The 24,809-nt window shown below is 66.5% G+C and carries 18 protein-coding genes and 1 tRNA gene; 11 read left to right on the plus strand and 8 right to left on the minus strand.

Annotation, left to right across the window (positions count from 1 at the left end; translation table 11 throughout):
• Nucleotides 1–318: 318 nt before the first annotated feature.
• Entirely contained in the window at nucleotides 319–1,320 is a 1,002-nt protein-coding gene (locus tag K3F48_RS01835) for an adenosine kinase (protein ID WP_222573709.1), read from the minus strand.
• A gap of 355 nt (nucleotides 1,321–1,675) precedes the next feature.
• On the opposite strand from K3F48_RS01835, the gene K3F48_RS01840 reads away from it, so the two are divergent.
• Genes K3F48_RS01840 through fba form a run of 3 tightly spaced genes read left to right on the plus strand, consistent with a single transcriptional unit; the run spans nucleotide 1,676 to nucleotide 5,675 of the window.
• A complete protein-coding gene (locus K3F48_RS01840; protein WP_222573710.1) occupies nucleotides 1,676–2,551 on the plus strand; it encodes a phosphoribulokinase in 876 nt (291 codons plus the stop codon).
• Nucleotides 2,552–2,562: 11 nt separating this feature from the next.
• Nucleotides 2,563–4,569 carry a transketolase gene (gene tkt / locus K3F48_RS01845; protein WP_222573711.1) on the plus strand — a complete coding sequence of 669 codons (2,007 nt, stop codon included), beginning with the start codon at nucleotides 2,563–2,565 and terminating at the stop codon, nucleotides 4,567–4,569.
• A 23-nt stretch (nucleotides 4,570–4,592) separates the two neighbouring features.
• Nucleotides 4,593–5,675, plus strand: coding sequence for a class II fructose-bisphosphate aldolase (fba, locus tag K3F48_RS01850; RefSeq protein WP_222573712.1), 1,083 nt, complete (start codon nucleotides 4,593–4,595; stop codon nucleotides 5,673–5,675).
• Nucleotides 5,676–5,757: 82 nt separating this feature from the next.
• Here the strand turns inward: fba and K3F48_RS01855 are convergent, their stop codons facing one another.
• Nucleotides 5,758–7,302: a hypothetical protein gene (locus K3F48_RS01855; RefSeq protein WP_222573713.1), complete on the minus strand. Its 1,545-nt coding sequence runs from the start codon at nucleotides 7,300–7,302 to the stop codon at nucleotides 5,758–5,760.
• Between the two features lie 340 nt (nucleotides 7,303–7,642).
• On the opposite strand from K3F48_RS01855, the gene rpe reads away from it, so the two are divergent.
• The 5 genes from rpe to K3F48_RS01880 all read left to right on the plus strand — a co-directional run bounded on the left by rpe (nucleotide 7,643) and on the right by K3F48_RS01880 (nucleotide 12,634).
• Nucleotides 7,643–8,323, plus strand: a complete 681-nt coding sequence (gene rpe / locus K3F48_RS01860; protein ID WP_222573714.1) for a ribulose-phosphate 3-epimerase — start codon at nucleotides 7,643–7,645, stop codon at nucleotides 8,321–8,323.
• A gap of 138 nt (nucleotides 8,324–8,461) precedes the next feature.
• Nucleotides 8,462–9,949, plus strand: coding sequence for a pyruvate kinase (locus K3F48_RS01865; RefSeq protein WP_222573715.1), 1,488 nt, complete (start codon nucleotides 8,462–8,464; stop codon nucleotides 9,947–9,949).
• Nucleotides 9,950–10,026: 77 nt separating this feature from the next.
• Nucleotides 10,027–10,101: transfer RNA gene (locus tag K3F48_RS01870), tRNA-Gln, on the plus strand.
• A gap of 135 nt (nucleotides 10,102–10,236) precedes the next feature.
• On the plus strand, nucleotides 10,237–11,157 hold the full coding sequence (locus tag K3F48_RS01875) for a hypothetical protein (protein WP_222573716.1): 921 nt from the start codon (nucleotides 10,237–10,239) through the stop codon (nucleotides 11,155–11,157).
• Nucleotides 11,158–11,554: 397 nt separating this feature from the next.
• On the plus strand, nucleotides 11,555–12,634 hold the full coding sequence (locus K3F48_RS01880; RefSeq protein WP_222573717.1) for an ATP-binding protein: 1,080 nt from the start codon (nucleotides 11,555–11,557) through the stop codon (nucleotides 12,632–12,634).
• Nucleotides 12,635–12,636: 2 nt separating this feature from the next.
• Here the strand turns inward: K3F48_RS01880 and K3F48_RS01890 are convergent, their stop codons facing one another.
• The 4 genes from K3F48_RS01890 to K3F48_RS01905 are packed head-to-tail and all read right to left on the minus strand — an operon-like array spanning nucleotide 12,637 to nucleotide 17,557.
• The gene (locus tag K3F48_RS01890; protein ID WP_255608014.1) at nucleotides 12,637–13,644 is read right to left on the minus strand and encodes a class I SAM-dependent methyltransferase; all 1,008 of its coding nucleotides are present in this window, start codon (nucleotides 13,642–13,644) and stop codon (nucleotides 12,637–12,639) included.
• A gap of 24 nt (nucleotides 13,645–13,668) precedes the next feature.
• Complete coding sequence (locus tag K3F48_RS01895; protein WP_222573718.1) at nucleotides 13,669–14,535, minus strand: ATP-binding protein; 867 nt, start codon at nucleotides 14,533–14,535, stop codon at nucleotides 13,669–13,671.
• Between the two features lie 2 nt (nucleotides 14,536–14,537).
• A complete protein-coding gene (locus tag K3F48_RS01900) occupies nucleotides 14,538–15,506 on the minus strand; it encodes a hypothetical protein (RefSeq protein ID WP_222573876.1) in 969 nt (322 codons plus the stop codon).
• A 5-nt stretch (nucleotides 15,507–15,511) separates the two neighbouring features.
• Nucleotides 15,512–17,557: a hypothetical protein gene (locus K3F48_RS01905; protein WP_222573719.1), complete on the minus strand. Its 2,046-nt coding sequence runs from the start codon at nucleotides 17,555–17,557 to the stop codon at nucleotides 15,512–15,514.
• Between the two features lie 818 nt (nucleotides 17,558–18,375).
• On the opposite strand from K3F48_RS01905, the gene K3F48_RS01910 reads away from it, so the two are divergent.
• Nucleotides 18,376–19,365 (plus strand): DUF1566 domain-containing protein, encoded by a 990-nt coding sequence (locus tag K3F48_RS01910; protein ID WP_222573720.1) that lies wholly within the window; start codon nucleotides 18,376–18,378, stop codon nucleotides 19,363–19,365.
• A gap of 314 nt (nucleotides 19,366–19,679) precedes the next feature.
• The gene (locus tag K3F48_RS01915) at nucleotides 19,680–20,120 is read left to right on the plus strand and encodes an SRPBCC domain-containing protein (RefSeq protein ID WP_222573721.1); all 441 of its coding nucleotides are present in this window, start codon (nucleotides 19,680–19,682) and stop codon (nucleotides 20,118–20,120) included.
• A 116-nt stretch (nucleotides 20,121–20,236) separates the two neighbouring features.
• Here the strand turns inward: K3F48_RS01915 and K3F48_RS01920 are convergent, their stop codons facing one another.
• Together K3F48_RS01920 and K3F48_RS01925 are read right to left on the minus strand one after the other, a co-directional pair.
• Nucleotides 20,237–21,604, minus strand: coding sequence for a VOC family protein (locus K3F48_RS01920; protein ID WP_222573722.1), 1,368 nt, complete (start codon nucleotides 21,602–21,604; stop codon nucleotides 20,237–20,239).
• A 173-nt stretch (nucleotides 21,605–21,777) separates the two neighbouring features.
• Complete coding sequence (locus K3F48_RS01925; protein WP_222573723.1) at nucleotides 21,778–23,313, minus strand: aldehyde dehydrogenase family protein; 1,536 nt, start codon at nucleotides 23,311–23,313, stop codon at nucleotides 21,778–21,780.
• Nucleotides 23,314–23,531: 218 nt separating this feature from the next.
• On the opposite strand from K3F48_RS01925, the gene rocD reads away from it, so the two are divergent.
• Nucleotides 23,532–24,761: an ornithine--oxo-acid transaminase gene (gene rocD / locus K3F48_RS01930; protein WP_222573724.1), complete on the plus strand. Its 1,230-nt coding sequence runs from the start codon at nucleotides 23,532–23,534 to the stop codon at nucleotides 24,759–24,761.
• Nucleotides 24,762–24,809 lie beyond the last annotated feature (48 nt).

The raw sequence follows: 24,809 nt of genomic DNA on the forward strand, positions 1-24,809 counted from the left end.
CGGAACATGAGCCGAACATCACCGCCTCTTTTTCCCGCACGTCGCGGTGTCACGGCGTGGATGCCCGCGACAAGCGCGGGCATGACGCGGTTGCACGGAAGTTGTTAACCTGGATTCGAAGCCCTGCGTCCCGAGGCGGCGTCTCGAAGAACGGCTGCAGAGCGAAATCAAAGGTTTCTTCCCATTGCCGTCCTTCGAGACGCCCGCTTCGCGGGCGCCTCAGGACGAGGGTGATGGGGCTATAGTCCTTCACCCGATTGCCCTGCGTGAGCGACCCCCGGATCGCTTCGCTCACAATGCGGGAGCCCGGATCGAACGTCAGGCCAGCAGGCCGTGATCCCGGGCGAGCTGGCGCAAATCCTTCTGCGGGCGGGCGCCGACATGGGAAATGACCTCCGCCGCCGCCAGCGCGCCGAGCGAGGCGCCGCCCTCGTAAGGCAGGCCGCGCGCGAGGCCGGCGAGGAAGCCCGCGGCGAAGAGATCGCCCGCGCCGGTCGTGTCGACGACCTCCTTTACCGGAAACGCCGGAACGGCGACGCGCTTGCCGCCCTCGATCACGACGACGCCCTGTTCCGAGCGCGTCACCACGCCGAGAAGATTGCTCTCGCCGCCGAGAGCCTTCACCGCCGTTTCGAAATCGGCGGTCTGATAGAGCGAATGCAGCTCGCTCTCATTGGCGAAGAGAACGTCGACGAGACCGTCGCGCACGAGCTTTAAAAACTCGTCGCGATAGCGGTCGACGCAGAAGGCGTCGGAGAGCGACAGCGCCACGCGCCGGCCCGCGGCGCGGCTCGCCTTGGCGGCTTTGAGAAAGGCCTCCTTCGCCGCCGGCGGGTCCCACAGATAGCCCTCGAGGTAGAGGATGCCGGCCGAGCGCACGAGTTCCTCGTCGACATCGGCGGGTCCGAGCGCCTGGCAGGCGCCCAGAAATGTGCTCATGGTGCGCTGGCCGTCCGGCGTCACCAGGATGAGGCAGCGAGCCGTGGCCGCGCCGTCGGCGGCGAAGGGCGTCGAGAAGGCGACGCCGGCGCCGCGAATGTCATGGGCGAACTCGCGCCCGGCGTCGTCGTCCTTCACCTTGCCGATGAAGCCGGCCGCAAGGCCGAAGCTCGCGGCTCCGACGAGAGTGTTGGCGGCCGAGCCGCCGGACATCACCGTGGTCGGGCCCATGGCCGCATAGAGCTGCGCCGCGCGCGCCTCGTCGACGAGCTGCATCGCGCCCCTGTGCAGGTCCAGCGCGACCAGGGCGTCGTCCTCGGCCCGCGCGAGAGTGTCGACGATGGCGTTGCCGATTCCGAGGACGTCGATGGCGGCGGACATGAATGCAACCTCTTGGAACGAGCGGGAACGGGAGCGCCCTCTGTAGCCGACGCCGCCGCGCCGTCAATTGCCGACGCCCGCAGAGCGCCCTCCCCTCGCGGATCCTCATCCGCTCTCCACAGCGGCGAGATTTTGTGTAAGCTGCTGATATCGGCTGGAATGACGCCCTGGAACCGGCGCTCCCGGGGATTTCTCCGCGGCGGCGGAGTTTTTTTTTGCCGAGGCCGAGCAAAAGCCGACCTTTTCTTGTAGGAGAGGGAGCGAGAGGACGCTGGCGAGCGCCCGCGCCCGCTTCACGCCGTTGGCCTTCGGAGGCGGCGCGCGAACAGGAACGAACCCCGCGGTGAGCGCCGCCATGTCGATCAGGCACCCGATCATCTCCATCACTGGCTCGTCTGGGGCCGGCACGAGCTCGGTCAAGCAGACGTTCGAGCAGATTTTCCGGCGCGAGAAGGTCGAGGTCGCCTATGTCGAGGGCGATTCCTTCCATCGCTACGACCGCGAGGAGATGAAGGTGGCGATGGCCGAGGCGCATGCGCATGGCCACGCCCATTTCAGCCATTTCGGCCCCGAGTCCAATCTGCTCGGCGAGCTCGAGACGCTGTTCAAGGAATATGGCGAGACCGGCACGGGCCGCTACCGCCACTATGTCCATGATGAGAACGAGGCCGCCGTGCTCGGCTCTCCGCCCGGAACCTTCACGCCCTGGCAGGAGCTTCCGGCCAACACCGACCTGTTGTTCTATGAAGGCCTGCACGGCGCCGTGGTGACCGAGGAGGTCAATGTCGCCCGCTACGCCGATCTCAAGATCGGCGTCGTGCCGGTCATCAACCTCGAATGGACGCAGAAGCTGCATCGCGACCGCAACATGCGCGGCTACACGACCGAGGCGGTGACCGAGACCATTTTGCGCCGCATGCCGGATTATGTGCACTATATCTGCCCGCAATTCTCCGAGACCGATATCAATTTCCAGCGGGCGGCGACCGTCGACACCTCCAACCCCTTCGTCGCGCGCTCCATACCGAGCCCGGACGAATCGATCGTGGTGATCCGCTTCCGCGATCCGCGCGGCGTCGATTTCCCCTATCTCGTCGCGATGATCGCCGGCAGCTGGATGTCGCGCGCCAATTCGATCGTCATCCCCGGCAACAAGCTCGATCTCGCCATGCAGCTCATTCTCACGCCGCGCATTCTGGAGCTGATGAAGCGCAAGCGAGGCGCGGCCTAAGGAAAGAAGAAATGTCGAACGTGCTAGAGGAAATCGCCGACATCGCCGCCGCCAAGGACGAGCGCCGCGCCGCTAACGCCATTCGCGCGCTCGCTATGGACGCGGTGGAGAAGGCGAAATCCGGACATCCCGGCATGCCGATGGGCATGGCCGATGTCGCGACCGTGCTGTTCAAGGAGGCCATGACCTTCGACGCCGGCGCGCCCGAATGGCCGAACCGCGACCGCTTCGTGCTGTCGGCCGGCCACGGCTCGATGCTGCTCTACGCGCTGCTCTATCTGCTCGGCTATCCGGGGCTCGAGGCCGAGGATCTGAAGAGCTTCCGCCAGTTCGGCTCCAAGACGCCGGGCCATCCCGAATATGGCCACACCATCGGCGTCGAGACGACCACCGGCCCGCTCGGCCAGGGCCTCGCCACCGCCGTCGGCTTCGCCATCGCCGAGCGGCTGCAGGCGGCGCGCTTCGGCGACGATCTCGTCGACCATCGCACCTATGTGCTCGCCGGCGACGGCTGCCTGATGGAGGGCGTCAGCCATGAGGCGATCGATCTCGCCGGTCATTTGCGCCTCGGCCGGCTGATCGTGCTGTGGGACGACAATGGCATTTCGATCGACGGACCGACGACGCTCTCCACCTCGACCGACCAACTCGCGCGCTTCACGGCGTCGGGATGGCATGTGCAGAGCGTCGACGGCCATGAGCCGGGAGAGATAGCCGCGGCGCTGGCGGCCGCGCAGCTGGACGCGCGGCCCTCGCTGATCGCCTGCCGCAGCGTCATCGGTTATGGTTCGCCCGGCAAGCAGGGCAAGGAAAGCGTCCACGGCGCGCCGCTCGGCGAGTCCGAGATCGAGCTGGCCCGCGCCGAGCTCGGCTGGCCCTATGCGCCCTTCGAGGTCCCGGAGGACGTGCTCGCCGACTGGCGGGCCGCCGGCCAGCGCGGACGGGAGGCGCGGCTCGACTGGGAGCAGCGGCTCGCCGCTTCGCCGAAGCGCGCCGATTTCGAGGCCTTTCTGACGAGCGATGTCGCGCGCGACATCGCCGCGCCGCTCGCGGCGCTGCGCGCCAAATTCGCCGCCGAAATGCCGAAGATCGCGACGCGCAAATCCTCGGAGACGACGCTCGCCGTCGTCAATGAGGCGACCAAGGCGACGATCGGCGGCTCGGCCGATCTCACCCATTCGAACTTCACCATCACAAAGGGCCTCGGCTCGGTCTCCGCCGACGATTTCTCGGGCCGCTACATCCATTATGGCGTGCGCGAGCACGGCATGGCGGCGGCGATGAACGGCATCGCCCTGCATGGCGGCTTCATCCCCTATGGCGGCACTTTCCTCGTCTTCTCCGATTATGCGCGGGGGGCGATTCGCCTCTCGGCGCTGATGGGCCAGCGCGTCGTCTATGTCCTCACCCATGATTCGATCGGCCTCGGCGAGGACGGTCCGACGCATCAGCCGATCGAGCATCTCGCCAGCCTGCGCGCCATTCCCAATCTCAACGTGTTCCGCCCTGCGGACGCGATCGAGACGGCGGAGTGCTGGGAGATCGCGCTGACGAGCCGGAGGACGCCGTCGGTACTGAGCCTGTCGCGGCAGAATCTGCCGACGCTCGAGCGGCCGATCACCGAGAACCTCACCGCGCGCGGCGCCTATGTGCTGCGCGAGCCGAGCTCCGGCCGGCAAATAACGCTGATCGGAACCGGCTCGGAGGTGGAAATCGCGTTGGCGGCCGCCGATCTATTGTGGACGCGCGGCGTGCGCGCCGCTGTCGTCTCCATGCCCTGCTGGGAGCTGTTCGAGGCGCAGCCCGCCGCCTATCGCAACCGGGTTCTGGGCGCGACGCCGCGCATCGCCATCGAGGCGGCGTCGGGCTTCGGCTGGCACCGCTGGCTCGGCGAGCGCGGCGTCTTCGTCGGCATGAACGGCTTCGGCGCCAGCGCGCCGGCGAGCGCGCTCTACCGGCATTTCGGCGTCACCGCCGAGAATGTGGCGGCGGCAGCCGAGCAGCTGCTGCGAGCCTGACAGTTTCGAAGGGAGGAACGGCCATGGCCCTCATCACATTGCGACAGCTACTCGACCATGCCGCCGAGCACGACTATGGCGTGCCGGCGTTCAACATCAACAATATGGAGCAGGGCCTCGCGGTGATGGAGGCCGCGGCTTCGGTCGACGCGCCGGTCATCATCCAGGCGAGCCGCGGCGCGCGCTCCTACGCCAATGACGTGATGCTGGCGAAAATGATCGAGGCGCTCGCCATCATGTATCCCGACATCCCGCTGGTCATGCATCAGGATCACGGCAATAGCGAAGCGACCTGCGCCAGCGCCATCCGCTTCGGCTTCACCTCGGTAATGATGGACGGCTCGCTCGAGGCCGACGCCAAGACGCCGGCGAGCTACGACTACAATGTCGCGGTGACGCGCCGCGTCGTCGATCTCGCCCATTGGGTCGGCGCTTCGGTCGAAGGCGAGCTCGGCGTGCTCGGCTCGCTGGAGACGGGCGAGGGCGAGAAGGAGGACGGCCATGGCGCCGAGGGCAAGCTCAGCCACGACCAGCTGCTGACCGACCCCGGCCAGGCGGTCGACTTCGTCGCCCGCACCAAGGTCGACGCGCTCGCCATCGCCATGGGCACCTCGCACGGCGCCTATAAATTCTCGCGCAAGCCCGACGGCGCCATTCTGGCGATGCATGTGATCGAGGAGATTCACAATCGCCTGCCGAACACGCATCTCGTGATGCACGGCTCCTCCTCGGTGCCGCAAGATCTGCAAGACGCGTTCAATGCGGCCGGCGGCGAGATGCCACAGACCTGGGGCGTGCCGGTCGACGAGATTCAGCGCGGCATCAAGTTCGGCGTGCGCAAGATCAACATCGACACCGACTGCCGCATCGCCATCACCGCCTCGATCCGCGCAACCTTGCTGAAGAACAAGGGCGAGTTCGACCCGCGCAAATATCTGAAGCCGGCGCAGGAGGCGATGCGCAAGGTCTGCAAGCAGCGCTATGAGGAGTTCGGCGCGGCTGGCATGGCCTCGAAGATCAAGCCGGCGCCGCTGGCGGAAATGGCCAAGCGCTACGCCTCCGGCGCGCTCGACCCGCAATTCGCGACGAAGAAGGCGGCCGAGTAAGGGGCGGCAAGACCGCCGCGCAAGCTCTGCCGAAAAGCAAAAAGGCGCGCTTCCCTCTCGCGCGAGAGGGAAGCGCGCCCCTTCACTTCGAGCGCGTCACTTTCACCGAGAAGACCGATCCCGAGCGGCTCAGCACGTCGACCCGGATTCCATCGGCCGTCGAGACATAGGATTTGCCGACCCCATATTGCGCGTTGAACAGCGCGTAATTCGGGTAGGCGCGCCCGCCGGCGTCGCAATAGGGCGCGTCGCGGTAATCGCGGGCGGTCGCGTCGATCGGCACGGCCCAGCCGCTCGTCGAATTGAAGAAGCAGGCGTTCCCGGCTCCGATCGGCGCGCGATTGGCGCGGAAATCGTGGATGATCACGCCTTCTCCTGGCAGTCCCTTGTCATAGGCGAGCGTTTTGACCCGCGCCTCCACCGTCAGGTAATGCGCCGTCGAGCCGGCGCATGGCTCGCCGGACAAACAGATCTTGATCATCTTGAGGCGCGCGCCCAAAGGGGCCGAATCCGCCTCGAGCGACAAGGTCCGCGTCGTCACGGCGTTCACGACGAGCCTGTTGGCGGCCGGTATCCAGCCGAGCTTGTCCTTGTAGGCCGCTATATAGCCGCCGCCTGGCTCCGTGCAGAGGAGCGATCGCGTCGCATTCGCGCTATTGGCGGATTTGTAGGAGCCGCAAACAAGGGCTTGCGCGGTCGAGCCGCCGCTCATCTCGTCCCATGAGCTGTCATAGGCGTAATAGGCCCAGCCGGAATGCGGCAGGCCGAGGCTGTGCCCCATCTCATGGACATAGACCGCAGTCTCCTGCCCCCACGGCGGCTCCCAGGTCGCGCCATAGAGCTTGTTCTCGAACACGAAGCCGCCGCCCCAGGCGCAACAGTCGAGATCATTGTTGAGCACGAAATTGATATTCGCATAAGCGGCGACGTCCACCCCTTGCGCCTTGACCAGCTTCATCGCGTCGCTGGCGATGAGATCGAGATCGGCACAGACGCCGGACCAGCCGCAATTCGCATATTGCGCTTTCGTTCCCGGCAGGACCAGCCAGCCTCGCGGCGTCAGTCCGCCGACGCCGGCGACATCCGCGCTCCAGAGCTGCTTGCCCCAGGACGTCGCATTGAAAAAGCCGTTGATCGTCGCCGGAATTTTCAGCGATGCATCCGGCGTCAACGGATTGGCGAGCGCCCTGAAGAAGGCCGCGGAATGCGGCGCCTGCCGGTCGCCCTTGAATTTGAGCAGGATGAACAGCACGCGCCGGGCGGCGGCGGCGGGCTGCAGCGCCTCGGTCTGCGCATCGAGGACCGTGATCTTGCCGGCCGAGATCGGAGCGCCGGCCATGGCCGGCGCCAAATCCCTCGTCTCCACCCGCACCGTCTTGCCAAAGGCGCCGATCGCCTCCTCACGATCCGCCGGAGCGACGATCAGCGGCGAGACGGAGCCATCGGGACGCGCGAGGGCAAAGCGCAAATCGCCGCCTTCCCGGCCCTCGCGCGGGTCGCCCCAGCGAACCAGCAGGCGTCCTTCGAGCGCGGACGCGGCGCTCTGCGCCGAAGCTTCGCAGCACAATGACACGGCCGCGACGGCCGCGCAGGCCGCTTCGATGATAAAACGTCGGAATAGCGTCAATTCGCCCCCTCGCGGCCTCGGCGGCCCCCTTACGTCGATATCCGTAGGGATGATGCGCGCGAGGACTTGCGCAGCTGTTAACAGCGCGCCGCGCTCCGAAAAAGGCTTCCCTTTCCGACGGTCTCGCGGGAACCGCAGCCTATGTGATAAGTTTTGTCAAAGACGCCGTTTTCTCGGGGCCGGATCGAACGATCCGCCTCCGCGCGAGCGGCGGCTCGTCCCTTGTCGGCGACGGCCGGACGCGCATCGCGGCCTCCGTCGCTCGACGCCGCTCCTCCAGGTGGTCGAAGGCATTGCTCCGCAGCCTCTCGATCCTTCTCTATCGGAACGCCGCGCGTAAATGACAGATGTTCTCGTCGCCCCCAGCATCCTTTCCGCCGATTTCGCGCGCCTCGGAGACGAAGCCCGGGCAATGGAGGCCGCCGGAGCCGACTGGCTCCATCTCGATGTCATGGACGGGCATTTCGTGCCCAACATCACCTTCGGCCCCGCAGTCGTGGCGGCGATGCGCCGGGTGACGCGGCTGCCGCTCGACGCGCATCTGATGATCTCGCCGGTCGATCCCTATATCGCCGCTTTCGCCGAGGCCGGGGCCGACGTCATCACCGCTCACGCCGAGGGCGGGCCGCATCTGCATCGCACGCTGCAGGCGATCCGCGCGCGCGGCAAGAAGGCGGGCGTCTCGCTCAATCCGGCGACGCATGAGAGCGCGCTCGTCCATGTGCTGGACGACATCGACCTCATTTTGGTGATGACCGTCGATCCGGGCTTCGGCGGCCAGAGCTTCATTCGCTCGCAGCTCGCCAAGATCCGCGCCATTCGCGAGATGATCGGGCGGCGCCCCATCCGCCTCGAGGTGGACGGCGGCGTGACCCCGGAAACGGCGACCTGGATCGTGGAGGCGGGCGCGGACACGCTCGTCGCCGGCTCGGCGGCCTTCGCCGGCGGCGCCGACGCCTATGCGCGCAATATCGCCGCGCTGCGGCAGGCGGCGGCGGCCGCCGGCGCCATGATCGCATGAGGCGCGGATCGTATGGGGCGCGGATCGTATGGGGCGCGGATCGTATGGGGCGCGGCGTCCCGCCGCGCGTCGATGTAACGGTAATGTCATGATCGCGGACCAGAGCGTTGGAGATGAGCCGCAGGGACGCTTGAGCCAATGACCTTCTCCACGACGGCCGAGGACACGCGCCGCGAGCTCGACGACCTGCTGACGTCGCTGCGGCGCCTGCGCGAGGACGTGGCCGCCGACGGAGCCGAGATCGTCCGTGGCTTCGGCCCCGACGTCGCCGCGAGCGGATTCGCGCCGGCGGCGGAAAATCTCGCCCATTATCTCGCCCTGCGGCGGCGCGACCTCAGCGCGCTGCAGGCGCGCCTCGCCGCGCTCGGCCTCTCCTCCCTCGGCCGCAGCGAGGCCAAGGTGCTCGCCGCACTCGACGCGATCATCGCCACTTTGCGGCGCCTCTGCGGCGAGGCCGACGCCGCCTATCCGCCGCCCGCGGCCATGCGCGCCGGAGAGGAAGCGATCCTCGCCGCGCGCGACCTCATCTTCGGCGCCGTTCCAGCGACGCCGCGCGCCGTGGTGATGGTCACCCTGCCGAGCGAGGCGGCGAGCGACGCGGCGCTGGTGCGTCGGCTGATGGAATCCGGAATGGGCTGCGCGCGGATCAATTGCGCGCATGACGACGCCGACGCCTGGCGGCGCATGATCGCCAATATTCGCGCGGTCGAGGCGGAGCTGAAGCGCTCCTGCCGCGTGCTGATGGACATCGCCGGCCCCAAATGCCGGATCGAGCAGCTGCGCGCGCCCGAGAAGCTGCGGCTGTTCCGCGGCGACCGCTTCGCCTTCGTCACGAGGCTCGATCCGCAGACGCGGGGCCCCGTGGCGGTACGGCCATCCTTTCCGCAAGTGGTCGGCCAGCTGGCGCCGGGCGCGGAAGTCTGGATCAACGACGGGAAGATCGGCGCGCGCGTGGTGGGCCAGCGACCGGACGGGGTGGAGCTGGAAGTGTTCAGCGCGCGCGCCAAGGGCGAGCGGCTGAAGCTCGAAAAAGGGCTCAACTTCCCGACGACCGACCTCCGCTTGCCGCCGCTCACGCCCAAGGATTTCACCGATCTCGACACCGTCGCCGAGCTCGCCGATCTCGTCGGCTTCTCCTTCGTGCAGGAGCCTTCGGACGTGGAGCTGCTGCAGGATCATCTCGCCGCGCGGCGCGGGGACCGGCCGCGCCAGGCGCTGGTGCTGAAGATCGAGACGCCGCTCGCGGTGCGCAATTTGCCGCGGCTGATCGTGAAATCGGCGGCGCATCATCCGACGGCGGTGATGATCGCGCGCGGCGATCTCGCCGTCGAGCTCGGCTTCGCCCGTCTCTCGGAGATGCAGGAGGAGATTCTGTGGCTGTGCGAGGCGGCGCATGTGCCGGTGATCTGGGCGACACAGGTGCTGGACCAATTCATCAAGGACGGCGCGCCGAGCCGCGCCGAGACCACCGACGCCGCCATGGCGCAGCGAGCCGAATGCGTGATGCTGAACAAGGGCGCCTATCTCGCCGAAGCGGTGACCTTCCTGCGCGACGTGCTGGCGCGGATGGACCGCCATCACAGCAAGAAATTCGCTCGCTTCACCCCTCTACGCGCCTGGGGGTGAGCGGCGCGGGGGAGTTGCGGCGAGGGCGAGGGAGCATTATGGGAGAGCGCCCAGCCGCGACGAGCGGTCCGGGACGTTGGGGCGTCGCCAAGTGGTAAGGCAGCGGATTTTGATTCCGCCATACGGAGGTTCGAATCCTCCCGCCCCAGCCAACAAACTCAACTAATCGGCTGTGCATAAGGCTCGGGCTCTCTCTGTTAAGGTCCATAGTGCTTCCTATGTAAGCAGCCAGACAAGCACGAGCCTAGTTTGAGGCTCCGCTGTCCGAAGTAAAGATGAGGACGCTCGTGAGCCTGCTACGAGAGATTCAGGGAAGTTTGGTTGAGGGACACCCACTTGGCCCCATCTTGCTGAAGTTGAAATTGCTTGCGTCTCGACTAGGAAGCGATGTCCTTGAGGATTGGGTCAAGCACGAGTCGGAGGGATATCCAAATGATATCGATGTCCCCGATTATAGAAAGGTACCTGTTTCGTATACAGGAGTTTTTACTGGCCCATTTAATAGCGGAATACGGAACGCTCCTATACCAGGAGCGTTGATAAATAGCCTTGGTGGTGAAAATTGGACTATATTTCGGCTCACACAGGGCATAGTTGCAATAGACGATATATTATCTAATAATGAATCAAGATTTATTACAATAGATGCATCAAATTTGATTTTATTATTACAAGGAGAGGTCTATCCAGGATATGCATGCGTTTCTGTTATGGGAACTATTTCTACGAGTAGACTTGCGGATTTGCAAAATGCCGTAAGGGCTCGCATTCTAGATCTTACGTTGGCGTTGGAAAAGAAGCTTCCAGGATCCGCTGAAATAACTATTGTTCTATCAAAGGCACCAAATCCGAAGGCGGTGGAGACAGTGGCACAGATCACTCAACAAGTGATTCACGGGAACGTGACGACGATCTCGAACAGCGGCGAAGGAGCTCGGTTCAACTTGAGCATCACGTCGGGCGACACAAGCTCTGTTATAAAAGCTTTGGCGGATGGTGGTATCTCTGAAGACGATGCCGGTGAATTTGCGACGATTATCGCATCTGAGCCAAGCACGTGCGATAAGGAGCAGCCTTTCGGCCCAAAAGCAAAGGAGTGGCTTAGCAAAAATATTGGTAAAGCACTCGATGGGACATGGAATGCAAGTATATCTGTAGCAACTAAAATTCTGACTGAGGCGGCCCTGCGCTACTACGGGCTGAAATAGCTCCTCGTGGACTCTCACCTTTGTGACGCTGGCGCACGCCCGTGTCGCGACGGCGACCGACCCTCTGGCGTTGCCCCCCTCGCCTTTCTCGAAAAGCTCGACGCCGAACAACGCCGCGCCGTCGAGCGCGGCCTGCATGACGGCTCGTCGGCCTCCGCCAGCAGCCCGCTGCTAGGTTCAGGACTCATCGACTACGAAAGAATTCGATTTAAATTGTCGCCGTTCGAGCATCTGCTCGAACGGGTGAGATTTGTTCTTTACCTCGACGGCGACTGCCGCCAGTATGCAAGCTCGGATCGAAGGTCCGACACCAAGGAGCTTCGGCTCTACAATGAAAGCCCGGGCGGCGCTCAGCGTCGACAACCGAGGCGGTCGGGGAAATCGACTGGGAGAGCAGATGACCGACGCGCAGACGGCGGCAGATGACTGGCGTCGTCTCGTCTTCGACGAGACCAGCGCCGCTTTGATGTTGATCGACCGTGACGGCGCCGTCCTCTGCGCCAACGCAGAGGCGCAGCGCCTCTTCCATTATTCTGACGACAACCTCCGCGGCCGGCCGATCACCGATCTTCTTCCGGACTTCGCGCCTGTTTCGTCGCTCGGCGGCGGCGTCTACGGCGCGCGCCGCGACGGCGTCCGCATTCCTGTGTTCATGCGCCTGACGCCGCTCGGGCGCGACGCCGGCGCCCCCCTGCTGGCGGCCGTGTTCCGTCTCGCCGGGGGACCGGAGGGAACGGCCTCGCTCGTCGAGCGCGCCGCCGGCCTCGAGGAGGCCAATGAGCGGCTGGCGCGATTCGCCTTCGTCGCCTCGCAAGACCTGCAGGAGCCGCTGCGCAAGATCGCCACTTTCGGCGATCTGATGCAATCGGCGATCACGCGCGGCGTGCGCGACGAGATCGTGAACGCCAATGAGGTGATGCGGCTCGCCGCCTTGCGCGCCCGCGCGCTGGTGGAGGATCTGCTGTCCTTCTCGCGCATCGTCAATGACGAGCTGGAGCTCGCCGCGCTCGACCTGCGCGAGGCGATCGAAGCCTCGCTCGAAGCTCTCGCGCCGTCGCTCGCGGCGGCGGAGGCCCGCATCGAGGTCGATCTGCCGAGCGTGTCGATCGCCGCCGACGCCGTGAAATTCCAGCGCCTCATGCGCAACATCCTGTCCAACGCAGTAAAATATCGCAAGCCGGGCCGGCCGGCGAGCATCGCCATTCGCGCCTTCCGCGACGCACGGCAGCTCTGCCTCGCCATCGCCGACGAGGGCATCGGCTTCGAGGCGCAATATGCGCAGCGAATCTTCGAGCCGTTGAAGCAATTGCACAGCAAGATCGACTATCCGGGCTCCGGCGTCGGCCTCGCAATGTGCAAGGCGATCGCCGACCGGCACAATTGGCGCATATCGGTCGAGGCGCAGCCCGGCGTCGGCGCGACCTTCTTCATCGTGCTGCCGCTCATCGGAGCCGGCCTCGTGGATCTTGCGCGATAGGCTCATCGAAACTTGCCGATCGCCTTGGCCGAGGCGACGCCCCTGAACGTATGAAAGTTCGGGCTCGCTCCGGTTTCCCGGCAATAGCGGAGAAACTCGTCCGCGCCGACGTCGATCAGCACGACACGCCATCCGCTCCTTTGCCAATTGGCGATCTCTCGCGCTTGCAGACGCAGCCATTTCTCATGCGTGTCGGCGGGATAATTGTCGACGACGCGCGCCAGCGTCGCGTGATCGGCCGCCGCGACGCGCGGCAGATAGGCCGTCCTCGTCCTTGTCGTCGCCGCCCCGGCGTCTATCGCCGGCGCTTGTCTGACGGCGATCCAGCCGCCGAACAGGAACGTCTGGTAGAAGCGCAGCACGGAATCGAACCCCGCTTCGCCCAGCAGCGCGACGAGCTCGGCCTCCGGGATGAAGTCGATGTCACGCTCGATATGCGCGCGATCCGCGGCGAGTTCGTCCGCGTCGGTGTCTTGCGAAGCGTAGGACTGGAGCCAGGCGTCGGACAATCGCTCGAAATCCGGCGAGCCTTTCTCGCCGAAGAGATCGGCGAGAATGAATATCCCACCGGGCTTCAGCCTCCGGGCGACGGAGCGAAAATAGGAGAGCTTTTCGTCTCGCCCGGCGATGAAATGGGCGACGAAGATGGAGGACGTTGCGTCGAACAGCGTCGGCGCTTCGTAATTCTGCAGGCGCCCGTCGAACAGCTCCACCCGGCTCGCTATTCCGGCTTCGGCGACTTTCCGCCGACACGCGGCCAGCATGTCGGTCGAAACATCGACGCCGACGAAGCGCCAGGACAAAAAGCGCTCCCCGAGAGCGATGATCTCGGCGCCGGCGCCGCAGCCGACCGACAGGAAGAGCGCATCTTCCGGCAGGCGCCCGAGCCATGGCGCGATCATTCGATGCAGGGCGTCGTAGCTCGGACAGAATCGACGAATCCTGCGATCATATCTGGCCGCGAGGCTTTCGTCGAAATGCGCCGTGGCGTCGAACGGCTCATGGGTCATGGGCGATCACCGAGCTCTTGCATGTCACGCCTCCAGCGTCCTGCCGAGACGCCCGGCGAGGTCCTGGATATATTGCCAGGCGACGCGGCCGGAGCGCGCGCCGCGCGTGATCGACCATTCGAGCGCCTCGCGTTCGATCGTCTCCTTCGGCGCGTCGAGTCGATAATGGCGCGCATAGCCGAACGCCATGTCGAGATATTCGGCCTGGCTGCAATTGTGGAAGCCGAGCCACAGGCCGAAGCGGTCGGAGAGCGAAATCTTCTCTTCCGCCGCCTCGCCGGGAATGATGGCGGAGGAGCGCTCATTCTCCATCATGTCGCGCGGCAGCAGATGGCGGCGGTTGGAGGTGGCGTAGAACAACACATTGCGCGGCCGCCCCTCGACGCCGCCTTCGAGCACGGATTTCAAGGATTTATAGCTGGTCTCGGCGGCGTCGAAGGAGAGATCGTCGCAAAACAGCAGAAAGGCGCAGGGCGCGCCGCGCAGCGCGCCGAGCAGGCCGGGCAGGCTCTCGATGTCCTCGCGATGAATCTCGATGAGCTTCAGCGGCAGGCGGCTCTGCGGATCGCGCGCGACCGCGGCGTGAATGGATTTGACCAGCGAGGACTTGCCCATGCCGCGCGCGCCCCACAGCAGCGCATTATTGGCCGGCAGTCCGCGCGCGAAGCGGCGCGTGTTGTCGAGCAGGAGGTCGCGCTGGCGATCGATCCCTTCGAGCAGCGCCAGCTCGACGCGATTGACCTGCGCCACCATGGTCAATTCGGCGCGCGCGGCGCGCCACACGAAGGCCTCGGCCGCGCAAAAATCCGGCGCCGACGGCGGCGGCGGCGCGAGCCGCTCCAGCGCCGCGGCGATGCGGGCGAGGAGGACGAGGGCGTCGGCCTCGGGCATGTTCACATCCTTTCCGAAACGGGCGCGCCGTCGATCTGATCGAAGCCGAAGAGGAAGGCGTTGTCGAGATCGAGCGCCGCATAGAGCAGCGGATCGGCGGTGAGGAACGGCCGCCAGAATTCGGTGAAGGCGCGCGGGCCGGCGACGCCCTTGCGGCGAAAACGCCGCTCGCCGCCTCCATGCGGATCGATGTTCGGATTCTGAAACGTCTTCACGAAGCCGAAGGCCGAGAGCGCGATGAAACGGACCGCGACGCGTCCCTCGAGCGCGCGCAGCGCGTCGCTCCACGGCGCCGCCTGCAGCGACCGGCGCAGCGCGTGCAGCGCGACGGCGGGATCGCAGGCGTAAGTGAAGGCGCTCGGCCCGAGCCGCACGAACAGCCGCTCATATTGCGAGAAGGCGACGACGACGCGCCGCGCGCGATTGTCCGGCGCGAGCGCCAGCCGCTCGAGCAGCCGCGCCAGATTGGCGACCCAGAGACTGTCCTCGAAACGCGCCAGCGGCAGCACGATGACGATCGCCTCGGCGCTCTGCAATTTTCCGGCGAAATCCTCGCGCACCTCATAGGGCGCTTCCGCGGCGACATCGTCCGGAAAGGCGACGGCGCCGGCGGCGTCGATCACGCGCAGCAGAAAAGGCCCCCTCTCCCGCAGCGCCGGCGGCGCCTCGCCGATGAGCGTCAGCCGGAAGAAATATTCATTGAGCCGCGTCGGCTCCGTCGGCGCGCCGCCGGCGGCGAAATCGCGGCGCAATTTCTGGTAGTCGTCGACCTGCCCGCCGAGAAGATCGAGCTTGGAGGCGGAGGAATCGAAGCCGTGAAAGGCGGCGCGGGAAATCGTTTGCAGCATCGGCCGCAGCTCCGCCGGATAGCCATGCGCATTCTGCACGATGCAGTCGGTCGCGGTGGCCAGCAGCGAGGACTTGCCGCTTCCGCGCGGGCCGACGAGGCAGATGGTCAGCGTATCCGTCATCGGCGTCACGCGCGCGGCCCTTTCGAGCCGCCCAATCTCAACAAGCTGCGCATCGTCGCCAGCAGTCCGTCCGGCCGCCCCGCCGCCGGCGCGACGCCGCGCGGCTCGGCGAGCTGAGCGGCGCGCGGCGCGACGCGCTCGGCCTGCGGGCGCCGCCAATAGGCGTTGGCCTCGTCCACCATCACGGCGAGACGCGCGGCCTCGTCGAAGCGCGTCCAGCGCCCCGCGCGACGGCGCTCGAGATAGTCCCGGAGCGCGCGCGCCTCGTCCTCCAATTGCAGATCGTCGCAATAGATCGCCGCGCGCTCGACGATCGCCTCGTCGATGAGCAGCCGCGCCGTCGCCGCGAGCCGCGCCGGCTCCTTCGCGTCGGCGAGCTCTATCCGCGCGGCGATGAGCGGCTGCGCGAGCGCGGCCTCTCCGAGCAGCGCCCAGAGGCGCAGCTCTCCGGCAAGATCGATGTCGGCGGCGGCGAGCCCCTGCGCATGGCAGAGCGCCAGGAAGCGCCGCAGCAGCGGGCGCGCCGGACCGCAATAATCGCGAAACCGCGCCTGCGTCGCTGCGCGCGTCAGCTCGGCGCGGCGCGCGCAGGCCTCCATCAGCGGGGAATCGGCGCGATAGGCGTCATAGCCGCCGAGCCGGGCGAGGGCCGCGCGCCCGTCCGGCCCCGCCTCCCCGGCGAGCGCGACGAATGCGGCCATCATCAGCGGGTCGAACATGTCCCAAAGACGCGCGGCGGCGAAGCGCCCGCCATAGCCGCAGAGGGCGAGCGCGGCGTTGAAGCTCGCGAGCAGCCGCTCGCGCCGCCCTTGCGCGCTCGCCGCGCGCTCGCGGTCGCGCCGGCCCGAGCCGCCCTCGGCCTCGCGCTCGACGTCGACGGCGCGGCGCAAAATCTCGTCGAGCAGCCGGTCGTCGTCGGCGACGCGGCGCGCCGTCGCCCCGTCGCTCTCGATCAGGAACAGGCGGGCATAGGGCGCGCCGCCCGGATCATCGGGAACGACGCCGAAATCGCCGGCGTCGGCGCAGGTGCAGACGAGGCCGACCTCATCGCCGAGCGCGGCGCCGAAAAAATGCAGATCGACGACGAGGCCGCTCTCCGCCCGTTCGGATATGCGCGTCGCCGACACGCCGTCGAAGACGGCGCCGTCAGCCGCGGCGAGCACGTCGGCGAGGCGATGGATGACGATGGCGTCGGACGAGTCCACCGCCTCCGGACGCTCGTTCGGCTCGCCGATGGCGCGGCGAATGTCGGCGACGCCGAGCAGATCGACGGTCGGCTCGCCGGCCGCGCGCTGCTCGCGCAGCCAATCGCGGAAGCGCCGCCGCTGATGCAGCACGAGCACGATGGCCGCGCGCGCGAACAAGAGATCGCCGCGCACCGCGTTGGGGATGCGAATGCGCAGCGTCGGACAGGGCGCGCCATTCTCGCGCAGCCAATTCTCCATGATGGCGAAGGGCGCCTTCAGCGCGGTCGGCCCGCGCGTCGGCGGCGCGTCGATCGCCTCGACGGCGATGCGGCTCTGCTGGGCGGGGAAGATGCGCTCGGCGGCGGCGAGGCGCATCAGCGCGGCGGCGCCGTCGCGGCGCTCGACGCGGCGGTTTTGACGCACGGCCCAGACCAGGCGGCCGCCGCTGCGGGCGATCTGGTCACGCGCCGCCCGTTCGGCGTCGCCGCGCGCGGCGAGCGAGACGGCGCGGAACGACGGGGCCTCCGCCTCGCTCTCCCCGGCCTCGACGAGCAGAAGGCGAGCCTCGCCGCCGGCGTCCTCCGCCTCGACGCCGCCGAGGACGAAACGCAGCTCGCCGCCATCCGCGGCGCGCAGGCTCACATGGGAGTGCTCGGGCGGCAGCTCGACGACGCAGCAGCCGCAGCGCAGCCGCGGCGCGTCGAGAACATCGACGAGGCTGGCGGCGGAAAATGCCGGGTCCCTCGCGCAAAACAGCGTGAGATCGGGGCGAAGGCTCGGCGCCTCGGCTCCGTCCTCCTCGAAAAATGCAATGACGAAGACTCTGCGTCCGTCCCAAAAAGCGTCTAGCCGATCTCGCCACATGCGACAGCATTCACCACTCGAGAGACGACAGGCGGCGGCAAGATAGCCGCTAATGCGCCCCGCGCAAGCCGCATCGGGCGCGCCCCGGCGCCCCGCCGCCGTTCCCGGCGCGGGAGATGGGAGGTCCGAAACGCCGCGGCGCCGTTTCGGCCGCGGAAAGAGGAAGGTTGGTCGGAGCCGGAACGTTCCGGACCACGGCCGCCTTTTCTGTTCGCCGCCTGCGGGCTCAGGGTCCTTGCTCCCTTTCGGGTAATCGGTCCCCGTGCGAGCCTCGCATATTCGGCCCGGCTCTCGCCTCGCTGTCGCGAGGCCCTCCGCACGAAGGAGGAGCCGGAACCGGCGGCGTGGCGTCGCGAGGTTTCGAGAGAGGGTCGCCTCCCGTCCCCGCGAACCGCGCCCCGCCGACGCCGCCCGACCCTTCGGGCGGCGTCCGATGCGGCGGAAGCAGGGGAGAGAACAGGAATAAAATCCGATACTGTCAAGTAGCGCGCGCCCTTCTCCCACTTGTGGGAGAAGCGACTGTCTTGGGGGTCAAGCGGTTTTTGATCGCCATGGCTGCGAGTCCCGGATGATGGCGTTGAGGAGGACGGCCGCGGGCGCAATCAAAGGTTTCTCCCGTTGCCGTCCTTCGAGACGCCCGCTGCGCGGGCTCCTCAGGATGAGGGCGATGGGGATGCAATCCTTCACCCGATTCCCTGAACCGCGACCCCGACATCTGGTTTCGCACCAGCATATCGATTAACATACAAAAGTAGCGACTCCGTGCCGGTCGCTGATTGATTTGCATGATCTGTAGCGACGCCCGGGAGATGAAAACAATGAAATTTCAGAATTTCCTCTTGCTCGCCTGTGCGGCCGCGACGCAGGTCGCTCCAGCTTTCGCGGCGCATCCCATTTGCGGCAACGTCCCGGAATTCACAAACAAATCAGAAGAGTCGAACATCGACAAAGGAGATCTGAAAGCGGCGGCGGAAGCCCTGTCGAAGAAAGCTCTGAACATAGACATATCCGGAAATATAGACGCCGAACGAAAGACAATATATAACACGTCAGATAAAAATATAGCCGCACAAAAGGACGCCTACTTTCAATATATGATGTGCGTCCTCGTGATGGACGACAAGCAGATGGCGACGGAACAAAAATTGAAGCTCATAACCGATATGAGCAACGCAAATGTCGTAAAAGAAAACAGTGATAGAAATATAAGGCAACCAGAGGCCGCGACCTCAGAAAAGACCAGAGAAGATCCCGACCCGCCGAACGCCAACGCCCCGCGAGTCGCGAGCTCTAATTCCGGCGCCGCGCTGCTATCGAATACGAACGTCGCGCTCATCAGGTCTCCTGCAAAACCACTCGAAACCTCGACTAAAAAGGACGTCGAACTCCACGACAGATTTGTCACGCAATCATGTGGATACATATCGGATATGGAAACAGATCTGGACTGGATCATCGGTCCGAACGTCAATATGGCCTGGAACGAGGCGCGTGATTGGGTCGGCGCCCAAGCCAAGTCCAAGTGCGGAGGGAACTGGCGCCTGCCGACGGTCGATCAGCTGGAGTCTCTTTACGATCAACGCCAGACGGCGGGGCAAGGCTATCAGTTGAACGGGAAGAGCTTTCCAGCTCACATCGACCCGGCGTTCAGCGCGATCGGCGGCGGCTCGTGGGTCTGGACGAAAGAGGAAAAAGACGACAACTTAGCGGTTTCGTTCAACTTCAATCGAGGAATTCCAGTTTCCTACAGCAAGCTCAATACTGAATATTCGACGAGAGCCTTCGGCGTGCGCCGAGCAACGAGGTGAGAGCTTCTCGCCGCGGCCGTCCTTCGAGACGCCCGCTTCGCGGGCGCCTCATGACGAGGCGATAGGGATGCAATCCTTCGCCCGATCACAATCGATCTCGTGAAGCGCTTCGTCGAAATTGATGGGCCTCGAGAGCGAGCCTCTAAGGCTCTCGGTCCGAGCACGCCCCTGGACCGCGAGCCTTAGAGGCTCGCCCTTTCAACCCATCGAATTAGCTGGATCGCCACGCTCCCTCCCGCCGCCAGATCGCGTCTTATTTTCTGCGCACTGTCCCGCTAACGCTCCCCTCGTTTTCTCGGCGCGCGGAGGAGCAAATGAGTCGTCGCCAGATCGAAACGAAGATCGAGATCGATGCGCCGGCCTCGCGCGTATGGGCGCTGCTGACCGATTTCGAGCGCATGCCGTCGTGGAATCCGTTCATCATCGCCATTTCCGGCGAGCTGCGGGAGGGCGGACGTCTCGCGGTGCGCATCGCTCCGCCCGGCAAGGCGGCGATGCGGTTCACGCCGGCGATCCTGGCGGCGCGTCCGAACGAAGAATTGCGCTGGCGCGGCGGCGTGCTGTTGCGCGGCGTGCTCGACGGCGAGCATTATTTCCGGCTCGAGCCGCTCGACGAGCGCCGAACGCGGCTGACGCAGGGCGAGATATTCTCCGGCCTTCTCGCCGGCCTGATCGGCGGCATGCTGCCGGCGACCGCGCAAGGGTTCGAGGCGATGAACGCCGCCTTGAAGGCGCGGGCGGAGGCGGCGGAATAAGCGGCGGCGCTCACGCCGTCGGAACGGGTTTCAAATAGCGAGTCTGAAGGCTCGCGGTCCAGATGCGCCGTCGACAGAAGCCTTCAGGCTCGCGGTGATCGAGGCGTAGCGCCGGCTCACACTGCCGTCGCCGAGGCTCCCAGCGCCTCCAGCGTCGCCCGGATCGACGCTTCCTCCGATTGCGCATAGAGCGCCAGCTCGTCGGCGGGCGTGGCGCCGAGCGCCTCCTCGAAAGCCCCGCGGGCGGCGCCGGCGGCAAGCTCGCGGCGACCGCCCTCGCCGAGATTGGACTGGAAGATGCCGGCCGCGCTGACCGGAAGGAAATCCTCATAGAAGATCGGCTCGGCCTGCGCGAGGCCGGCCTGGATTAGCTCGTCGATCCCGCCGCGTCCCGCGCCCATGCGGGCGCCCGCCGCCGGAGCGTAGCGGAAGAAGGCGAGGCGGCGCGCGCGCAGCGTCGCGGCGTCGTCCGGGAAATCGGCGAAGCGCCGGGCGAGCTCGGCGCCGTAATCGGCCGGGCTGGCCTTGTCGGGCGGGGCGGCGGCGAGCGTCTGCGCCAGCAGCTCGTCATAGAGCGCGCGGCCCGCGGCGGTCAGCGCGGCGCCGCGCTGCTCGATCTCGCCGAAGCGCGCCTTGTGCGCGCCCTCCTCTCCGTCGAAGCGCGCCTTCTCCTCGATCGCCTTGAAGCTCGTCTGGCGCAGGAGGATCGGCGCGCGCCGGCGCGGCGGGCCTTCGACGATCGCTTTCGGATCGAGCCCATGCTCGACCATGGACTGCTGCACGGCGTCGATGTCGAGCGAGGGCAGAGTGAGGTGATTGATGTGCGGCCCCTGGAAGCACACGACATCGGCGACGAGCGGATGCGCGGCGAGGAATTTGCGATAGACGTCGGCCGAAACCTTCGCCTGTCCATGCCAGCGGAAGGTCTCCGCCGCCTCATGCACGAATTCCATCGCCTGCGCTTCGCTAAGGCCGCCATGAGCCTCGTGGAGCTCGATCAGATGCTCGCAGCGCGGCGTGAAGATGCGGCGGCGCTCGAGGATCGCGAGCGCCTCGCGGCGCAGCGCTTCGTCCTCGATCAGCTCGGGACGCAGCAGCGAGGTGAAGATGCGGAACGGACAGATGCGCGTCGCCTGCTCCGTCACCGGGCGGAAGCAGGTGGAATGCACCGGCACGCCGGCCGGCGAGAGATCGTAATAGCCGACCGGCGTCATGCCCATCACGGCGAAGAGGCGCCGCAAGCCCGACAGCTCCTCCGGCCGGCCGACGCGGATGGCGCCGTGACGCTCGACGCCGATGAGATCATAGCGGCCGGCGCGCCGCAGCCGTTCCGCCAGCGTCTCGTCGGCGGCGAGCGTGCGTCCGTCGACCTCGGCGACGATATGGGCGAGCTTTTGATATTGCGGAACCTCGGCGCGATACATTTGCGTCATTTCCGCGGAGAACATCGCGCGGATCGTATCGGCGGACACCAATTGCGTCATGACCGGCCCTCCGGAGCTTGCAGCACAATTTCGGCGCCCTCACCCTGAGGAGCCCGCGCAGCGGGCGTCTCGAAGGCTGGACGCAGCGCCGCCTTCTGGAGCATCCTTCGAGGCTTCTCGCGTTCCGCGAGAGGCGCCTCGGGATGAGGGCGCGGGCGCGGGCGCCCTCCACATCACAAGTCGAACTGCACCCCCTGCGCGAGCGGCAGCGCGCTCGAATAATTGATCGTGTTGGTCGCGCGTCTCATATAGGCCTTCCAAGCGTCGGAGCCCGCCTCGCGGCCGCCGCCTGTCTCCTTTTCGCCGCCGAAAGCGCCGCCGATCTCGGCACCCGAGGGGCCGATGTTCACATTGGCGATGCCGCAGTCCGAGCCTTCGGCGCAGAGGAAGCGCTCCGCCTCGCGCAGATCATTGGTGAAGATCGACGAGGCGAGGCCGTGCGAAACGTCGTTCTGCATCGCCAGGGCTTCGTCGAGATCGCGGTAGCGCATCGCATAGAGGATCGGCGCGAAGGTCTCGCGCTTGGCCACGGCCGCCTGCTCGCGCAGCTCCACCAGCGCCGGGCGTGCGTAAAATGCGTTCGGCCAGCGGTCGGAGAGAATGCGCTCGCCGCCGGTGACGCGGGCGCCGAGATCGCGCGCCTCGGCGAGCGCGTCGCGCATGCGGCGATAGGAGCCTTCGTCGATCAGCGGGCCGACGAGATGTTTTCCTTCGCGCGGATCGCCGACCGCGACGGTGCGATAGGCGGCGTGCAGGCGCGGCAGCAATTGGTCGTAGACGCTGTCATGCGCGATCAGCCGCCGCAGGCTGGTGCAGCGCTGGCCGGCCGTGCCCATGGCGGAAAAGGCGATGGCGCGCACGGCGAGGTCGAGCGAGGCCGACGGACAGACGATCGCGGCGTTGTTGCCGCCGAGCTCCAGAATGGCGCGTGCGAAGCGCTGCGCGAGACGCGGGCCCACGGCGCGGCCCATGGCGGTGGAGCCGGTCGCCGAGACCAGCGGAACGCGCCTGTCGTCGACGAGCGCCTCGCCGAGCTCGCGTCCGCCGATGGCGAGTCCCGAGAGCCCCTTCGGCGCCTCGTCGCCGAAGCGCTTCGCGGCGCGCTCGAACAGCGCCTGCGTCGCCAGCGCGGTGAGCGGCGTCTTCTCCGAGGGCTTCCATACGAGCGCGTCGCCGCAGACGAGCGCGATGGCCGCGTTCCACGCCCACACCGCCACGGGAAAGTTGAAGCTGGTGACGATTCCGACGACGCCGAGCGGATGCCAGCTCTCCATCATGCGATGGCCGGGCCGCTCGGTGGCGATGGTGAGGCCGTAGAGCTGGCGCGACAGGCCGACGGCATAGTCGCAGATGTCGATCATCTCCTGCACTTCGCCCTGCGCCTCGGAGGCGATCTTGCCGGCTTCGATGGTGACGAGCTGCGCCAGCTCGTTCTTCGCCGCGCGCAGCTCCTCGCCGAGCAGACGCACCAGCTCGCCGCGGCGCGGCGGCGGAACCATGCGCCAGCGGCGGAAGGCGGCGTCGGCGGCGCCGATCGTTTGTTCCAAAGCACAGTTATCGCTTGTCTTCACATTAGCGATGACTTCGCCGGTAACTGGCGAGCATGACCGTAGAGTTCCGCGCTCGAACAGCTCAGTCTCGACGGTAAGCTTGGCAAGAATGCCTGCAGCATTCGCCGCGATTTGGCGCGGATTCGTTTGCACATCCATCACTGTTCTTCCTTCGATCTCGGCGAGCGGATTATTTGTCTCGCAAATAGCTCGCGTTCGATGTATTTGCAATCCATCCGGAGCGTCCGATCGACGCGCTCCGTCCTGTGCAAATCGCTCCCGCGCGCCCGGCGCGGCGGGAGCCGCCGCCGATCGCCCGCGCAAGCACGCTTTTGAGGCGAGGCCGCGAACAGCCCGAGAAGCGAGGTCGCTCGTTCATGAACGCGAAGCTGCAAGAGATACGCGACAATCCGCACCGCGCCCGCAATTACGCGCCTCTGCCCGTCGTGCTGACGAAGGGCGAGGGCGCGCATCTCTATGATGTCGAGGGCCGGCGCTATGTCGACATGATGAGCGCCTATTCCGCCGTCAGCCACGGCCATGCGCATCCGCGCATTCTCGCCGCGCTGACCGCGCAGGCGCAGCGCCTCGCCGTGCCGTCGCGCGCTTATTTCGACGATCGTCTCGACGCTTTCCTCACCGAGCTCTGCGCGCTCACCGGGCTCGATGTCGCGCTGCCGATGAACACGGGCGCCGAGGCGGTGGAGACCGCGATCAAGGCGGCGCGCCGCTACGGCCATCGCGTGCGCCGGCTGCAGGCGCCGGAGATCATCGTCGCGGCCGGCAATTTCCACGGCCGCACGACGACGATCATCGGCTTCTCGTCGGAGGATTCCTATCGCGACGGCTTCGGCCCCTTCGCGCCGGGCTTTCGCGCCGTTCCGTTCGGCGATCTCGCCGCGATGGAAAAGGCCATCGGTCCGAACACGGTCGCCATCATGGTCGAGCCCGTGCAGGGCGAGGCCGGCGTCATCGTGCCGCCCAAGGGCTGGCTCGCCGGCCTGCGCAAGCTCTGCGACGCGCGCGGCCTGCTGCTCATCGTCGACGAGGTGCAGGCGGGATTGGGCCGCACCGGCGCCTGGTTCGCGTTCCAGCACGAGAAGGTGAAGCCCGACGGCGTGATGCTCGGCAAGGCGCTCGGCGGCGGCGTGCTGCCGGTGTCGGCCTTCGTCGGCACGCGCGCGCTTATGGAGGTGTTCACGCCGGGCTCGCACGGCTCGACCTTCGGCGGCAACACGCTCGCCGCAGCGGTGGCGCTCGAGGCGCTGCATGTGATGCGCGACGAGAAGCTGGTCGAGCGCAGCCGCGACCTCGGCGAGCATATGCTGAATCGCCTGCGCGCGATCGACAGCCATGCGCTGCGCGACGTGCGCGGCCTCGGCCTCTGGGCCGGCGTCGAGATCGATCCCTTCTATGCGACGGGCCGCGAGATTTGCGAGCGCCTCTGCGAGAAGGGCGTGTTGTCGACGGTGACGCATCAGCAGGTGGTGCGCCTGTCGCCGCCGCTCGTCATCTCGCGCGAAGACCTCGATTTCGCGCTCGATCGGCTCGAGGAGACGCTCGCCGAAATGGTGTCGCGCCGCGCGCCGCGCCGCGCGGTGGGGTGAGCGAAGAGGCATGACGAAGGGCGTTTTCTTCTCCCGCTCGCGGGAGAA

Origin of the sequence: Methylosinus sp. Sm6, assembly GCF_019802345.1 — a bacterium.
In the GTDB taxonomy this organism is placed as follows: domain Bacteria; phylum Pseudomonadota; class Alphaproteobacteria; order Rhizobiales; family Beijerinckiaceae; genus Methylosinus.

Coding starts and splice junctions, on each gene's coding strand:
- K3F48_RS01920 (WP_222573722.1), bottom strand. CDS start 21,604: ATGACGCAATTGGTGTCCGCCGATACGATCCGCGCGATGTTCTCCGCG.
- rpe (WP_222573714.1), top strand. CDS start 7,643: ATGACAGATGTTCTCGTCGCCCCCAGCATCCTTTCCGCCGATTTCGCG.
- fba (WP_222573712.1), top strand. CDS start 4,593: ATGGCCCTCATCACATTGCGACAGCTACTCGACCATGCCGCCGAGCAC.
- tkt (WP_222573711.1), top strand. CDS start 2,563: ATGTCGAACGTGCTAGAGGAAATCGCCGACATCGCCGCCGCCAAGGAC.
- K3F48_RS01880 (WP_222573717.1), top strand. CDS start 11,555: ATGACCGACGCGCAGACGGCGGCAGATGACTGGCGTCGTCTCGTCTTC.
- K3F48_RS01925 (WP_222573723.1), bottom strand. CDS start 23,313: ATGGATGTGCAAACGAATCCGCGCCAAATCGCGGCGAATGCTGCAGGC.
- K3F48_RS01910 (WP_222573720.1), top strand. CDS start 18,376: ATGAAATTTCAGAATTTCCTCTTGCTCGCCTGTGCGGCCGCGACGCAG.
- K3F48_RS01895 (WP_222573718.1), bottom strand. CDS start 14,535: ATGCCCGAGGCCGACGCCCTCGTCCTCCTCGCCCGCATCGCCGCGGCG.
- K3F48_RS01840 (WP_222573710.1), top strand. CDS start 1,676: ATGTCGATCAGGCACCCGATCATCTCCATCACTGGCTCGTCTGGGGCC.
- K3F48_RS01915 (WP_222573721.1), top strand. CDS start 19,680: ATGAGTCGTCGCCAGATCGAAACGAAGATCGAGATCGATGCGCCGGCC.
- K3F48_RS01865 (WP_222573715.1), top strand. CDS start 8,462: ATGACCTTCTCCACGACGGCCGAGGACACGCGCCGCGAGCTCGACGAC.
- K3F48_RS01890 (WP_255608014.1), bottom strand. CDS start 13,644: ATGACCCATGAGCCGTTCGACGCCACGGCGCATTTCGACGAAAGCCTC.
- K3F48_RS01900 (WP_222573876.1), bottom strand. CDS start 15,506: ATGACGGATACGCTGACCATCTGCCTCGTCGGCCCGCGCGGAAGCGGC.
- rocD (WP_222573724.1), top strand. CDS start 23,532: ATGAACGCGAAGCTGCAAGAGATACGCGACAATCCGCACCGCGCCCGC.
- K3F48_RS01905 (WP_222573719.1), bottom strand. CDS start 17,557: ATGTGGCGAGATCGGCTAGACGCTTTTTGGGACGGACGCAGAGTCTTC.
- K3F48_RS01835 (WP_222573709.1), bottom strand. CDS start 1,320: ATGTCCGCCGCCATCGACGTCCTCGGAATCGGCAACGCCATCGTCGAC.